This window comes from Massilia sp. LXY-6 (assembly GCF_051233485.1).
GTDB lineage: Bacteria > Pseudomonadota > Gammaproteobacteria > Burkholderiales > Burkholderiaceae_D > Telluria.
Genome location: NZ_JBKFGF010000016.1, coordinates 33,304 through 47,407 on the forward strand (window position 1 = coordinate 33,304; position 14,104 = coordinate 47,407).

The window sequence follows — 14,104 nt, forward strand, 5'->3', positions numbered from 1 at the left end:
GTTGTGAAATGGAAAAAGGCCGGAGCTGATGCCTCCCGGCCTTCATATGTTCCATTATAGCACCATATGCCACTGGTGTCAAGCTTTTCTAGCACGAATCAAGGGCTAATTGGTCAACTATTTTGTAACGTAATGTATCTCGGCTGTAGCATACAAACACCAGTGCTTCCCGCTCTGCGACAGATGCAGGTTTCACCTACCTAATAGGTAGTGCCGAACATCGGCGGCTGAAAGAAAAACGTTTTGCACACACGCGCTAGTTAAGCAAACGAGCCATTTTCGACAACCGTAGATACGGGCACTTCCAGCAGTTCGCCGATTACGCCTGCGTCGAACCCGTATTCTTCCAGCAGGCTGACGGCGTATTTCGTGCCGTGCGTCCGTCTTAGTACGACAGCTGCCATCAGTAAGATGGCTCTGCGATAGATCAACTGTGAGCGATGTATTTCCATTGCTATAGCTTCACTTCATCATTAGATCGGTGTGTTGACCCAGATCAAACACGCAAGATCAGATGCCCTCCGCGTGCCTAACTTGACACCAGAAAAAAGTGTGCTAAGCTGGCCGAGCGACCGCAGGGAGCGAGGCTATAAGAGTAATACAACAGATGTTGTATGCTAAAGCTTACTACTAGGTTTATTCTTTGGAGAAGTGGTGTGGAGAGTAGTAGTAAAGCTATAGCAATATAGCTACATGTTTATAACAAGTAGGAAACACTTCAGTAGTACAACAGCGTAGAGACTGCCGGAAGGATTTGCGGGTCGTAGGGACGCCGTTCCAGCCTCGGGCAATCTGGCCCTTGCCTATGTCTTTTAACGCCTCCTGAGCCGTTCTGGTGCGTCCTAGGGCGCTTTCGTTGGCTCTACTTGCCCTTCATGAGTCGGATTACTTCGTCGGACGGCCAGGCCAATCGGCGAATCCCGGACCGTACCGGCTTGAGCGGGCCTGTGTCCGTGCTTGCCCACTTATGAAGCGTTTGCTCTTTCACGTTTAGGTACTCGGCGGCTTCCTTCGTGCTCAGGTTGATCCCAGAAGGTGGGGCAGGGCGGCGGGTAGGTGGCGCTGGGTCGCGCGTCTCCACGTTCTCGGTTGGTGCAGGGTCGGGCGGCGGAGCCGGTTCGTCCTTGAAGGCGTCAGCCAACCACGTCAGTGTTTTGCCCGTTAGGGTGCAAAGATCGTTCGCTGCGCTGATCGCTTCATGCTGCTGCTCATGGCGCTGTCGCTGCGTCAGTTTGTACTCGCCTTCCCAGTTGACGGATAAGGTCATTACCGTACGCAGTAGGCGGGCCGCTGCCAGTTCGACGGCGGAAGCGGTGGGTGAACCGTGGCTGAGCACAGCAGCGCCGTACAGGGCGATACGGTAGGCGTCGTGCGTTGCGTGCGGCTGCGCGCTGACTCGCTTAGCGCGAGGTAGGTACTCGATGGCGAAGTCTCGCAGGGCTGTCAGCCTCAGTTGCTCCATTTGATCCCCGCTTCTTCGAGAATCCATGTCTCGATTCGTTCGTGGTGCATCCGTAGGATGTCGATGGGGCGGCGACGGTAGTGTTTTTCGGCGATGGCGCTGGGCTTATGTCCGTTGATCTGTGCGACAACGCCAACCGGAACGTCCAGCCATTCCGCCAACGTGCCAAACGAGCGGCGCAGGCCATGTATCGAGAGGTGCGGCAGGCCGACTGCCTTCAGTGCTTTCGCGTGTGCATCCTTTGGTTCTTCCAGATGACCTGAAGCTGCCTGCGGACTGTAGAACACCCACTCATTCTCGCGCGGCAGGTTAGACAGGATGTGCGCTAAGTATGGTGGAAGAGGTATCGTGCGTGTGTCTTCAACCTTGTCGCTGATCGTCATTGTCTTCCACTGGAAGTCTACGTTCGCCCAGCGTAGCTCGGTAAGCTCGGTTCGACGTGCTCCAGTCAACAGGAGCGCTTGCAGGTATGCGGCGCGGTACGGATTGGAGAGCTGCATCACGCCCTTGAACCATAACTTCAGCTGTTCGCGTTGAAGGCTGTCGCCTTCCTTCGTCTCGCTCTTCGGCACAGCGTCGCGGACTTTACGGGAGTCGTACGCGCGAGCAGGGATGATGCCGCTGTAACTCGGCTGATCGTCGGCCCAGCGTATGAAGGCGCGAAGGATACGGAAGCTCTGCGCTGCGTTCGTTGCGCGAGTAGCGGCCTCTTTATCCAGCCAAGTTGCGATGCGGTCGCTAGTCAGATCTGAGAGTCGGGCGGTCATCAGAGAGGCGAGCGGACCAGCTACGGTAACGCCCTTGCCGCGCTTCTTCGTCTCGCCGCCAACAGAGGCAAGGTTGATGTGGTTGCGTAGGTGGCCTTCGCTCCACTTTGGTTTGCGATCTTCGATGTAGGTGGGCCATACGTCGCCAAGGGTGACGGACTCGCGGGCAGTGGCGCGGGCCTGTGCGGCGGTCGCGGCTTGTTCTTCCGTGCGCTTCGCCGACATCACTTCGCGCGGGTCAAGCCCCTTGTCGGTCAGCAGTTTGTACTGACGAGCCTGTTCCCGCGCTTCCGGCAAGCGCCAAGCGGCAGCATCGCCAATTGGAATGCGGGGGTCAATGCCCAGTCCTCGAATCTTCGCTTGGAAGATGTACTGCTTTTTTCCTCCGGCAGTGGCGCGAAGGCCGAGGCCCGGCGCGGCGGAATCCCAGAGGATCGACTGCGCTTTGCCATCGTCGCACTTGTACGACTCGACGCGCGGTGCTGTGAAGTTCACTCTAGCCATGTATAAGCTGTCTGGTAAGCTGGTTGTAAGCGGAACTGAAGCATATCAGTCTAGTTCGGTCCAGACAACGGCTGAGTGGGATTTTCGTATCTATTTGATTTTTCAGGAATTGACAGATATCGTCTAGCTCGCTCTAGCTCGATCAATCTAAGAAGAAGCAGCCTTCTAAGCTGAGGGTCGCTGGTTCGAACCCAGCTGGGCAGGCCACCATATTTCCTTCCTGCTAGCGAACGCCGCCACGGCAGCGCCCATGATAGTGTCCATCCCGACAACATCGTCCGGATGACATCAGGGGGAACCATGCCGTTTTGCCGATTGCCGTGGCCCGCCACTGCGGGGCGTGCCGCCGCGTTGTTCATGGCGCTCGCCGTCTCGTTCGCCGTTTCCGTACACGCCCAGGAGCCTGCCGTGTCCACGACGGGAGGGGAGGTGTTCACGCTCAAGCTGCCGACGACCGCCACCGCGCCCTCGGAGGCGAATGGCAGCGTGCAGTTCATCGGCACCGCCACCGTCCTGATCCGCTACCAGGGCTTCACCATCCTCACCGACCCGAACTTCCTGCACAAGGGCGACCACGTGCACCTCGGCTATGGCATTACCTCCGAGCGCCTGACCAATCCCGCCATCGAGCTGGACAAGCTGCCGCCGATCGACCTGGTGGTGCTGTCGCACATGCACGAAGACCACTTCGACAAGCTGGTGCAGGAAAAGCTGGCGAAGGACACGCCGATCGTGACCACCAAGGAGGCCGCCGCCGCGCTCAAGAAGCTCGGCTTCACGCGCACCACCGGGCTCGGGAAATGGGATCAGGTCGAGGTCGAGAAGGGCGAAGCGCGCCTGCGCATCACGGCCGCGCCCGGACGCCACGGCAAGGCCGGCATGCAGGCCCTGTTGCCCAGCGTGATGGGCTCGGTGCTCGACTTCGGCCCGGGCAAGGGCGCACCGAACTACCGCATCTACATCAGCGGCGACACCCTGGTGTACGACGACCTGAAGGCGATTCCGCAACGCTTCCCCGGCATCGACCTGGCCCTGCTGCACCTTGGAGGAACCCGCATCCTCGGCGTGTTCAAGGTGACGATGGACGGCAAGGACGGCGTGCAGCTGCTGCAGATCATTCGCCCGCAGCACGCGATCCCGATCCACTACAACGACTACGACGTGTTCAAATCGCCGCTTGCGGATTTCGCGCGCGAGGTCAAGGCGGCCGGGCTGGACGAGCAGGTGAGCTACCTCGCGCATGGCGAGACCTATACCTTCACGCCGCGGGCGCACTAGGCGGCTATTCGCGTTCCTCGGTACGCGGCGCCAGCGTGGCGTCGTCGTCGAACGGCCAGCCGGTGTACGGCGGCACCACGCGCTGGAACTCGTGCGGCATCACGATCGGCACCTGCAGGCATACGCTCTGGGTCGGCAGGACTTCCATCCAGTCGCGCACCAGTTCCTTGTAGGCGATCCCGACCGGACGGATCTTGCGGTCCAGGTCGAACAGGCCGAGCTCGTTCACGGTGCCGTTGTTCTCGCGCAGGGCCGTGTCCCAGTCGACCTGGTCGGTCAGCGAATACCAGGTGAAGCCCACCAGCGGCACGCCGTTGTTGCGCACGCGTAGTACGTTGGCCCATTCCTTGCGCAGCCACTGCACCGCCTCGTCGCCGCGCGGACCCTGGCACAGGTTGGTCTCGGTGTGCATCACGGGCAGGCGGTAGCGGTTGTAGTACTGGTGGGTGATGACGGCGTAGCCGAAGATTTCGCCGGCCGAACGGGTCAGTCCGTCGGCCGAGACATAGTGCTCGTTGGTCTGGTAATAATCGTTGCCCATGATGCAGTGGTGCTTCAGATTATTATTCAGGAAGAAGTGGTACTCGTCGCGCGTCAGGCCGTTGTCGAGCATGTACTCGTACATCTCGGAATCGACGCGCCGGCCATAGTTGAGGTCGAGCGACAGGAAGCGCCGGGAATTGTAGAGTTCGGCCGGTCCGATGGCCGCCGGGCTCTCGGCGTGGAAATACTCCGTCGATTCGCTTTGCACGAACAGGGCATCCGGGCGCACCTTCAGGATCGCATGCATGGCCAGGATATTCGCCTTGACGAGGTGCTTCGTGGCGGTGATGTAGCTGCGGTCGGTTGTCATCTGTTCGTTCCACCAGCCGTACAGGGCGGAGAACAGGGCGCAGATCGACATCTCGTTGATCGGCGTGTACAGCTGCAGCCAGGGATAGCGCCGTGCAAACGCACCCGCGTATTCGGCGAACAGTTCGGGAAAGTCCGGGTTCTGGAAGTTCCCGATCCAGTCGGGCACGCCGAAGTGGCAGAGGTCGACGATGGACGCGACGTTGCGCTGGCGCAGGTCGTTGAACGCGAGGTCGGAAAACTCCCAATCGTAGCGATTCGGGCCGAGCCAGGTCCGGTGCAGTGGAGGACCGTAGCGCAGTACCTTGAGGCCGAGCTCCTGTACCAGGTCGAAGTCGGTGCGCCAATGCTTGTAATGGGCGCACTTTTCCAGCTCGTCCATGCGGACGCGTCCATTGTCGATGGTCGGATTGCTGTTTTCGATGCCGGTGGCGAAGATAAATCCTGGAGACATCAGACCTCCTTTATCCTGAACGCGTCCTTTCATTGTAGCCGGGATCGGATTTGCCGTTCCGAACTGTGCGCGCCGCCCATACTGCAGAGTGATAAGATGTGTAACACTTAGACAATATTTCCTGCTGCCATCGGCATGTCCACACTCACCGCAATCCCGGCCGCCGTTCCGTGCGCGCTATCGACGCTGGCGCCTGCCAACCGCCGGCTGGCCGGAGGCTTGCTGGTGTCGCTGCTGTTGCATGCGCTGCTGTTGGCGCTGCAGTTCGGCGTACCGGGCATGCGGATGGGGGCGGGCAGGCCTTTGAGCATCGTGCTAGCGCCGCCGAATCCGGTACAGCCGGCGCAGTCTGTCGATTTGCCGACACCGCCGGCCGTCACCCAGCCCCCGCTATTGCCCAGCATTGCCGTGCCGCCGCCCGTGACGGCCGTGCCCACGCCGGCCCGGACCGCGCCGATGCCGCCGGCTGGACAGTCGTCGCCGCCGCCGCGCCGCGGCTTCACCCTGCGCGATCCGGCTCCGGCACTGCCGGCTCCCGCCACGCCCAAGCCCGCACCGCCGGCGCGCCGCGTGCCGCGGCGGCGCCCCCGTCCGCGCCCCCAGCCGCCGAAGGAGGCCTTGCACACCGAGGTGATCGCGCGCCAGGCCAGCGAAGACCCCAGTTTCGTCCTTCCGCAGCCGGAACCGCCTACCGTGGCGGACGTGTCCGACGAAACGGTTACGCCCGTACCGGAGCTGCCGCAGCTGGCCGACGAGGCGCCGATGGTGCAGGCGCGCGCCGAGGCCGAGCGCGAGCTGGCGCAGCAGCGTGCCGCGGAGGAGGAGAACAGGGCGGCCGAGCAGCAGCGTGTCGACGCGCTCGCACGGCAGCAACTGGCGGAGCGGGAGCGCGCAGAGGAACTGGCGCAGCAGCAGCAGGCCGAGCAGCAACGCGACCGGCAACTTGCGGAGCGGCAGCAGGCGGAGGAGCAGGCTCGCCAGGAACTGGCGGAACAACAGCGGGCACAGCAGTTGCTCGCGCAGTACCGTACCGAGGAATTGGCTCGCCAGCAAGTGGCCGAGCAGCAGCGCGCACAGCAGGCGGCGGAACAGCGCCGCGCAGAGGAGCTGGCGCGTCAACAGCTGGCCGAGCGGCAGCTGGCCGAGCAGCGCCGTGCGGACGAACTCGCCCGTCAACAGCAGGCCGAACAGCAGCGGGCCCAGCAGCTAGCGGAGCAGCGCCAGGCCGAGGAGCGCGCCCAGCAGGCCGCCGCGCGCCAGCGTGCCGAGGAGCTGGCGCGCCGCCAGGCCGCAGACGCCGAAGCGACGCAGCGCTTGGCCATGCAGGGCGCTACGCCCGGCCAATCATCCGTGAATCCGGGCGGTAACACCATTCAAGCGGACCGCGGCGCCGGCTCAGGCATTGACTTCGGATCAGGACAGGGCGCCGGCACTGGCTCGCGCGGCCTGCCGGGCAAGGAGTTTGGCTCTCGCGCTCGAGAACTGCTGCGCGGCATCGACATCACGAAAGCCGTGCCGCCGGCGGTGCGCGCCGCGCAGCAGGCCCAGCAGGCGGTACGGCGTGCCCTGGCCGACGCCGCGCGCCGCGACGTGCCGCTGCGCCTGTACATGGACAGCGTGCGCCAGAAGATCGAGCGCAACGCCATCGTCAGCCAGATGCAGCTGTCCAGCGGCAAGGTGCATACCGATCCCGTGGTCAGCATCGCCATCCGCAGCGACGGCAGCGTCGAGGACGTGACCATCCTGCGCTCCAGCGGGCGCCCGGACATCGACGACGTGGTGCGCCGGATCGTCAGCCTGAATGCGCGCTACTCAGCCTTTCCGCCGAATGTCGCGGCCAATTACGACGTGATCGAATTGCGCCGGATCTGGACCTTCGCCGAGGCCCTTCGCCTGGTGGAGGAGGTGCGCTGAGCGCCTGCAACAGCGCTCACGGCTGACCTGAGCCTGTCGTTTGACGTGCGCCAAAGCCATTCTGGGTAGGGGGCTTACCCTGACTCTGATCGCCAAAGGCTGGCAGCACATTTCGACGGGCCACCATGAACGCTTCCACTATGCAATTTCTGGCAAGAGCCTGCGCCGCTGTGCTGGCGCCTGCTTTTGCGTTAACCCTTGCGGGCTGCGCGCCTTCCATCCATTTCCGCTCGCAGGACCAGGCCGGTTCGGACGAGCCTGCGCCGCCGACGGAAATGATCACCGAAAAACTGATTGCGTCCGAGCGCCAGCAGCACCGGGAACTGGCCAATCAGGACCTCGAGAAGCTGCTGGTGCCGAACCCGCCTCCGTACGCCATCGGCAGCGGCGACGTGCTGTCGATCATGGTGTGGGACCATCCCGAACTGGCCGGCAATGCGATGAACGTCGGCTCCGTCGCGCCAGATCCCAGCGGCGCCAATTCTTCACCACCGGGCTTCGTGGTCGATCACCAGGGCCGCATCCAGTACCCGCTGATCGGTATGGTCAGCGTCGACGGGCTGACTGAGGAACAGGCGCGCGCGCTCCTGACGACCAGGCTGTCGAAATACATCGCGAATCCGAACGTCACGCTGCGGGTCCAGTCCTACCGCAGCAAGCGCGTGTACATCGACGGCGAGGTCAAGTCGCCCGGCCTGCAGGCGATCAACGATATACCGATGACGCTGGTCGAGGCGATCAACCGCTCCGGCGGGCTGCTGCCCAGTGCAGACCAGAGTCGCATCATGCTGGAGCGCGGCGAGCAGCGCTACCGCGTCAACCTGCGCGACCTGGTGCAGAAGGGCATCAATCCCGGCAGCGTGATGTTGGCTCCGGGCGACGTCGTGCGCGTGCATTCGCGCGATGAGAGCAAGGTCTTCGTTTCCGGCGAAGTCCTGACCCCAAAAGCCCTGACGATGCATGATGGCCGCCTGACGCTCAACGAAGCGCTCGGCGAGAGCGGCGGCATCAGTCCGCTGAGTGGCGACGCGCGCCAGGTCTACGTGGTCCGCAAGACGCCCGACCGTACGCGCGTGTTCCAGCTCGACGCCCGCGTGGCCGGCTCGCTGGCGATGGCCGAATCCTTCGAACTGCAGCCGAAGGACATCGTCTACGTGGCCGCCACGCCGCTGGCCAATTGGAACCGCAACCTCAGCCTGCTGATCCCCGGCGCGCTAACCTCGGCGGTGAGCGCGACCAACCGGCCCTGATCCCCAATGCGGCGGCCTTCATCAAAGCATGGAGCACGACAATGAGTAACGCAAGTGAGCAGCACGCCTTGACCCATGTCGCCCCCCGCCCGCCCATCGTCGGGGTTCCCTTCGACCCGCGTGCCGTCGAAGGGCCGCAGGATGAATCTTCCATCGATCTCAAGGGCTATTTGCGCACACTGGACGACAGTCGCGGGCTGATCGGCGGGATCACCGCCGTCATCACCCTTGCGGCGGTGCTGTATGCGCTGGTCGCCAAGCCGGTGTTCGAGACCAATATGATGATCCACGTCGAGGAGGAGAGCCCGAATGCATCGAAGAACATCCTGAGCGAAGCGTCTTCGCTGTTCGAGACGAAGAAAGCAGCGATCGCCGAAATGGAGCTGCTGCGCTCGCGCATGGTCGTGTCGCGCGCGGTCGACAATTTGCAGCTGTATATCGACGTAAGCCCGAAATACTTCCCTATCGCGGGGTTCTGGTTCGCCAACCAGAAAGGCGGCAGACTGTCGGAACCCGGGCTGTTCGGCTATGGCGGCTACGTCTGGGGCGCCGAGAAGGCCGAGGTGTCGCAGTTCGAGGTGCCGGATGCCTGGCTGGGACGCGAATTCACCCTGACTGCGCTGGGCAACCAGCGTTTCCGCTTTTCCGGCGGCGACCAGCGGATCGTGTTCGACGGCGACGTCGGCCTGCGCTACCGGGTACCCACGCCCGACGGCGTGATCGAATTGAAGGTGGACCGCATGTCGGCCAACGCGGGGGCGCGCTTCGTGCTGCGGCGCATGTCGCGCCTGGCAATGATCGAGTCCATCCAGAACGCGCTCGTGATCACCGAGGAGGGCAAGCAGTCCGGCATCATCGAAGTCAAGCTGCAGGGCGAAAATGCATGCCGAACGCACAGCGTGCTGAGCGAGATCGGCCGCGAGTACATGCGCCAGAACTTGGCGCGCAAGACCGAGGAAGCGGAAAAGTCGCTGGCTTTCCTGAACCAGCAACTGCCCATACTCAAGCGTCAGCTTGAGCAGGCTGAAGACCGCTATAACCAGTTCCGCAACCTCCACAGCACGGTCGACCTGCAGGAAGAAGCACGCATGAGCCTGGCGCAAGCGACCGCAGCACGCACACGGCGGATCGAGCTGATCCAGAAGAAGACCGAGTTGCTGGCGCGTTTCACGGAGGACCACCCCGTCGTGGCGGCCATCGACCGCCAGCGCAAGGAGGTCGATGCCGAGATCGAAGAAGTCAATGCCCGCATCAAGGCCTTGCCCATGCTGGAGCAGGATGAGGCGCGCCTGACGCGCGATATCAAGGTCAGCACCGATCTCTACACTGCCTTGTCGAACACCGCCCAGCAGCTGCGCCTGATCTCGGTGGGGCGGGTCAGCAACGTGCGCATGGTGGACGCGCCTATTCCTCCTGAAAAGCCGATCAAGCCGAACCGTCCACTCATCGTGGCGCTGGCCGTGGTGACAGGTCTCTTCCTGGGTTCCCTAGTCGCCTTCACGCGCAAGGCCATGATGGGCGGGATCGACGATCCGCAGAAAATCGAACGCCTGCTACGCGCACGCGTGGTCTACGCCACCATTCCGCATAGCAGCAATCAGGACAAGCTGATGCGTAAAGCGAAGGGCGACGATGGCGTGTTGCCGTTGCTGGCCACGATCATCGCCGAAGATCCCACCGTCGAGAGCCTGCGCGGCTTCCGCGCCACTCTGCAGTTCTCCATGCCTCACTTCAGAAACAACATTGTGATGTTCGTCGGGCCGACACACGGCATTGGGAAAACCTTCGTCACCGTCAACTTCGCCGCTGTGATGGCGGGCAGCGGTAAGCGCGTTCTGCTGATCGATGCCGATTTTCGCAGCGGCCAATTGCACCGCTATTTCGGCGTCAGCCGCGATCAGGGATTGTCCAAGGCAATCAATGGATCCGTCCCGGTGGAGGACGTCATCCATCACGACGTGATCGAAAATCTGGACCTCATCCCTACGGGGCAGTTGCCGGCGAACTGCTCCGACTTCCTGCACCACGTAAATCTCGGCAGCCTGATCGACACTGCAAGTGCCAACTATGACCTTGTGCTGATCGATACGCCGCCACTATTGCTGGCCGCGGACGCGCTCGTTATCGGCAATCGTGCTGGTGCCATATTCTTGCTCGCACGTGCAAATGTAACGACCGATGCCGAGATCACCGAATCCGTCAAGCGGCTGAACCATGCGGGCTTGTCGCCGCAAGGGGTCTTGTTCAATAACATGACCTACGGGATCGGCGGCTACCATGTGCCATTTCTAATGGGTCCTATTGGTCAGCTAGGGGCCTAGACTCGCGGGTTCATGCTCCCATCCGTAGCTGGCCACATTCGTGGGCCGGCATCTACGGCCCATCCGACACGCGAGGAAATCCTCATTACACGCTTTTCCAGCTGGGCTGGCGCTGCCGTCGAGGTCACTCGACAGTCCATCCGAATCCGGCAAGGCTGCGATACGTGTGAAGGCAAATCGAGCAGCTAAGCATGGTTGGCCCAGTTGAGATCGACATTCATGAACTGCTTCGCAGCCAGGGCCGGATAAAAGCCCCTGATGCGCGCACGTGTTCGATCGACTGAGTAGCCGTCCGCGTCGTCGAGCAAATTTGAAGTCTGGCGGACAGGTCGTGTTGGATTTAAATATGGCATTGAGGATGGTTAGTAGCTTGCGCTTGCCGGAGCTGGTCAGCCGCTCGTAGACGAGTTTAATGGCCTGGTTATGGCGCGTCGCCGCGAGGGTGGCCATGTAGAGCGTTCGACGAATCTCGAAGCGGCCACCCTGCACGCGCTGTCGGCCACGCGTATGGCCCGAATCATTTGCCATGGGCGCCACACCGACCAGAGCAGCGATCTCACGGCGATTGAGTTTGCCGAGCTCAGGCAACTCGGCGATCAATGTAGCACTTGCAACAGGACCGATGTCTTTGGTCGAAGGAAGCAGCGCATCGCGCTTGCCGAAATGCTCCTGGACGTAGCCCACCATATCCGACTCGACCTCATCAAGTTGAGCTTTGATGGCTTCGATCATGGCTTCAATGCTTGGCCAAACCTTGGGCACGGCTAGTTGCATTCGCTGCAGTTCGGACAGCATCATCGCCAGCAACTAACGCCGGCGCGTGACGAACGCTGCAAGATCGCGTTGGCTTTCGTCAGTCAGAGGCCGGATAAAGTCGGCCAGGTCTTCGCGACGCGACAGTGTCTCTGCAAATTCTGCCAGCATCCGGGCATTGATCCGTGTCAGTCTTGGCCAGTCTGCCCATTGCCTTGGCAAAGTCGCGCCTGCTTTGGATTGACGACGGCCACCGGCAGACCTGCGGCTTGCAAAACGCACGCCAACGCTACTTCATAGCCGCCAGTTGCTTCCATGACTACCAGCCGAACATCGAGCGGCTTGAGCGCCGCCGCCAGCGCGCTATGGCCTTCGGCTTCGTTATCAAAACGTCGAGCGGGAAATTCTCCACCTAGGACACACATATCCACATGTGCCTTGGCGACGTCGTTGCCTACCACTGAAGTAACAGACATGGTCCTCGGCTCCCTGCTTGTGCACGCGCGCTCGACCATTATCGGCGCTCGTAACCGTTCGGGATCAGGAAGACCAGCACGGTCGGCGTGCGCTTTCAACTCAGTCACGGGCTCGAATACCCCAGCGGCGAACAAGCTGCACACACCGGTCTGCTTCCAATAATTCCGGATTTCAGGCTTTACCGTACTGGCCTAGTCCCAAACATACAAGCAGGTAACGCACTATTCGGTGGCGTTCAACCGGTGCGGTACTGGCTCGCGCGGCGAGCGCTCGCCACCCACTGTTTGACGATGCGCCGGATGTGATAGGTCTGCGATTCAAACAGCCGGTACGACAGGTATGCTGCCACCTGGCAGATCGCAAGTATGCCGAAGTAGATTGCAAGATGGAGAGGCTGGTGCGGTGAGAGCTGGCGTAGTCCCAAATAGGTGGCACTCCAATGCGCAAGCAGCGCGATCAGCGGAACGTGCAGGACATAAAGACTAAACGAGAATTCGGCGAAGAAGCGCCCGCCATTGGCGAGTGGGCGCAACAGCGTCGAGGACGGCGCGGCCCGGAACTGCAGGCTCGACAGGAAAACCAGGAACATCAGGCTGCACGCCAGGTCCTGCCACAGCGTGTCTATCGAAAAATCGTCGAGCGTGCCGGTGAGGCGGAAATAGCCCGCCACCACGAACAGCAGTCCCAGCCAGACCAGGCGCAGGGCAGGGCTGCACTCGATCCGGACGCGCGAAAACGCAACGCCGAGCAGCCATATCAGGAAGTATGCAGTGATCGCAACTGGCAAGACGGCGACGATCAGGAGCACAGCGGATGCGGCCGCTGCGCGCGCCATGTGCGCGCGTGCGGCGAACAGCAGCGTCAGTAGCGGGAAAAGTACGTAATACCAGGTCTCGTTCGCCAGGCTCCACAGGGGAAAGTCGCCGCCGAAATCGGGCAGGAGCACCCGTTGCAAGCCCACCAGGTTGCCGAGGAATACCAAGGCGGAATACTCGTTGGTGGCCGAGTAATCGACTGTGCCGGCATCGACGGCGCCGATGGCAAGGCCGCACAACAGCGTCAGGATGAAGGTTGGGATAAGCACTGTCCACAAGCGCGTCATACGGTCGATCGTATAGTCCAGGAATGCGCCCGGCTTATCGAGCTTGTTGAGCAGGCTGCCCCCCACCAGCCAGCCGCTGATGATGAAAAATACCAGCACAGCTTGATGAGCAAACCCTGTCACGAAGGCCAAGCCCTGAAACGATAAGGTGGGCTCGGCAATCGTGCGCAAGCCCGGGTACATGGCGGCGCGCACATGGGCGGCCGCCACGATGATGGCGGCGGCGCCGCGCAGCAGCGATATCAGGACGGAGTGCCAATAGTCATCTCCTAACTGACTCTTTCGCTGGAATGCCAGCCGCGGGCGGGCTGGACCACGCATTTCTCTGGTAGACATGATGCCTCCTTCTTTGGTCGAATCTTGCATTCCCTGACCGGCGCAGTGAATGGAATAGACGTGGAATTGCCTGTCAGGGCGTGTGCCGCGCGATGCATAACGTAACCAAACGGAAAGGAATGCATGGTGTAGATGGTCGCTGCAAACACCACCGTCGAGCACCAGAGCGCATAGCCAGGGGGGCGCGGCGTCGAGTTGGCCAGCCAGATCCCGCCCAGGCTGACGGCGGCGCCGATTGCCCAGCCGGCCATCACCTCGGCGATGCTGTGATGGCCCTGTTCGACCAGTAGCACACCCATCAACGCGCCGGCCGTCAGCCCGGCTGCCACGCCGGCGCGTTGAAGACGCGGCGCCCATTGCTGCAGCAGCAAGAACAACAGCGTCGGCAGCACCGCGGTCACGCCGGCGGCGTGTCCGCTGACGGCCTTGAAGTCGCTCCCAGGCAGTGGCGATCCCCATACGATAAAGGCCACCTTGGTCGTCACGACCAGGCCGAGACCGAGCGTGAACAGCAAGCTCCACAACAGCGCCAGGCGCCATCGTCGCCCCATCACCAACCACATCGCCACGGCGGCCGCTGCCGCCAGTGTCAGTGGCACGTCACCGATATGCACGAGTTCGCGCCAGAACATCG

Annotated in this window: 9 protein-coding genes and 1 pseudogene; 4 read left to right on the top strand and 6 right to left on the bottom strand. The window is 62.0% G+C overall.

Annotated features, from left to right (window positions below):
• Positions 1-862 precede the first annotated feature (862 nt).
• Positions 863-1,462, bottom strand: a complete 600-nt coding sequence (locus tag ACI48D_RS08285; protein WP_435570745.1) for a helix-turn-helix transcriptional regulator — start codon at positions 1,460-1,462, stop codon at positions 863-865.
• The gene (locus ACI48D_RS08290; RefSeq protein ID WP_435570746.1) at positions 1,450-2,733 is read right to left on the bottom strand and encodes a tyrosine-type recombinase/integrase; all 1,284 of its coding nucleotides are present in this window, start codon (positions 2,731-2,733) and stop codon (positions 1,450-1,452) included. Before ACI48D_RS08290 ends, ACI48D_RS08285 begins: the two co-directional genes overlap by 13 nt.
• Before the next feature lie 408 nt (positions 2,734-3,141).
• Here ACI48D_RS08290 and ACI48D_RS08295 point away from each other — a divergent pair, with 408 nt between their 5' ends.
• Positions 3,142-4,011 carry an MBL fold metallo-hydrolase gene (locus ACI48D_RS08295; protein ID WP_435570747.1) on the top strand — a complete coding sequence of 290 codons (870 nt, stop codon included), beginning with the start codon at positions 3,142-3,144 and terminating at the stop codon, positions 4,009-4,011.
• Between the two features lie 4 nt (positions 4,012-4,015).
• Here ACI48D_RS08295 and ACI48D_RS08300 read toward each other — a convergent pair whose 3' ends face one another.
• Positions 4,016-5,317 (bottom strand): family 1 glycosylhydrolase, encoded by a 1,302-nt coding sequence (locus ACI48D_RS08300; protein WP_435570748.1) that lies wholly within the window; start codon positions 5,315-5,317, stop codon positions 4,016-4,018.
• Between the two features lie 135 nt (positions 5,318-5,452).
• Here ACI48D_RS08300 and ACI48D_RS08305 point away from each other — a divergent pair, with 135 nt between their 5' ends.
• The 3 genes from ACI48D_RS08305 to ACI48D_RS08315 all read left to right on the top strand — a co-directional run bounded on the left by ACI48D_RS08305 (position 5,453) and on the right by ACI48D_RS08315 (position 10,802).
• Positions 5,453-7,231, top strand: coding sequence for a TonB C-terminal domain-containing protein (locus ACI48D_RS08305; RefSeq protein WP_435570749.1), 1,779 nt, complete (start codon positions 5,453-5,455; stop codon positions 7,229-7,231).
• A 275-nt stretch (positions 7,232-7,506) separates the two neighbouring features.
• Complete coding sequence (locus ACI48D_RS08310; RefSeq protein WP_435570750.1) at positions 7,507-8,481, top strand: polysaccharide biosynthesis/export family protein; 975 nt, start codon at positions 7,507-7,509, stop codon at positions 8,479-8,481.
• 41 nt (positions 8,482-8,522) lie between these two features.
• Positions 8,523-10,802 carry a polysaccharide biosynthesis tyrosine autokinase gene (locus tag ACI48D_RS08315; RefSeq protein ID WP_435570751.1) on the top strand — a complete coding sequence of 760 codons (2,280 nt, stop codon included), beginning with the start codon at positions 8,523-8,525 and terminating at the stop codon, positions 10,800-10,802.
• Positions 10,803-11,132: 330 nt separating this feature from the next.
• On the opposite strand, the pseudogene ACI48D_RS08320 reads toward ACI48D_RS08315, so the two are convergent.
• From ACI48D_RS08320 to ACI48D_RS08330, 3 genes and pseudogenes are all read right to left on the bottom strand, one after another.
• A pseudogene (locus ACI48D_RS08320) lies at positions 11,133-12,031 on the bottom strand (IS110 family transposase); the annotation flags it as partial.
• Between the two features lie 236 nt (positions 12,032-12,267).
• Positions 12,268-13,470: an acyltransferase family protein gene (locus ACI48D_RS08325; RefSeq protein WP_435570752.1), complete on the bottom strand. Its 1,203-nt coding sequence runs from the start codon at positions 13,468-13,470 to the stop codon at positions 12,268-12,270.
• Positions 13,404-14,102 carry a phosphatase PAP2 family protein gene (locus ACI48D_RS08330; RefSeq protein WP_435570753.1) on the bottom strand — a complete coding sequence of 233 codons (699 nt, stop codon included), beginning with the start codon at positions 14,100-14,102 and terminating at the stop codon, positions 13,404-13,406. The genes ACI48D_RS08325 and ACI48D_RS08330 overlap by 67 nt, the downstream gene beginning before the upstream one ends.
• Positions 14,103-14,104: the final 2 nt, after the last annotated feature.

What these genes read in the sequence shown, in the direction of transcription:
- ACI48D_RS08285 (WP_435570745.1), bottom strand. Translation starts at nt 1,462, where the DNA reads ATGGAGCAACTGAGGCTGACAGCCCTGCGAGACTTCGCCATCGAGTAC.
- ACI48D_RS08290 (WP_435570746.1), bottom strand. Translation starts at nt 2,733, where the DNA reads ATGGCTAGAGTGAACTTCACAGCACCGCGCGTCGAGTCGTACAAGTGC.
- ACI48D_RS08300 (WP_435570748.1), bottom strand. Translation starts at nt 5,317, where the DNA reads ATGTCTCCAGGATTTATCTTCGCCACCGGCATCGAAAACAGCAATCCG.
- ACI48D_RS08305 (WP_435570749.1), top strand. Translation starts at nt 5,453, where the DNA reads ATGTCCACACTCACCGCAATCCCGGCCGCCGTTCCGTGCGCGCTATCG.
- ACI48D_RS08310 (WP_435570750.1), top strand. Translation starts at nt 7,507, where the DNA reads ATGATCACCGAAAAACTGATTGCGTCCGAGCGCCAGCAGCACCGGGAA.
- ACI48D_RS08315 (WP_435570751.1), top strand. Translation starts at nt 8,523, where the DNA reads ATGAGTAACGCAAGTGAGCAGCACGCCTTGACCCATGTCGCCCCCCGC.
- ACI48D_RS08325 (WP_435570752.1), bottom strand. Translation starts at nt 13,470, where the DNA reads ATGTCTACCAGAGAAATGCGTGGTCCAGCCCGCCCGCGGCTGGCATTC.
- ACI48D_RS08330 (WP_435570753.1), bottom strand. Translation starts at nt 14,102, where the DNA reads ATGTTCTGGCGCGAACTCGTGCATATCGGTGACGTGCCACTGACACTG.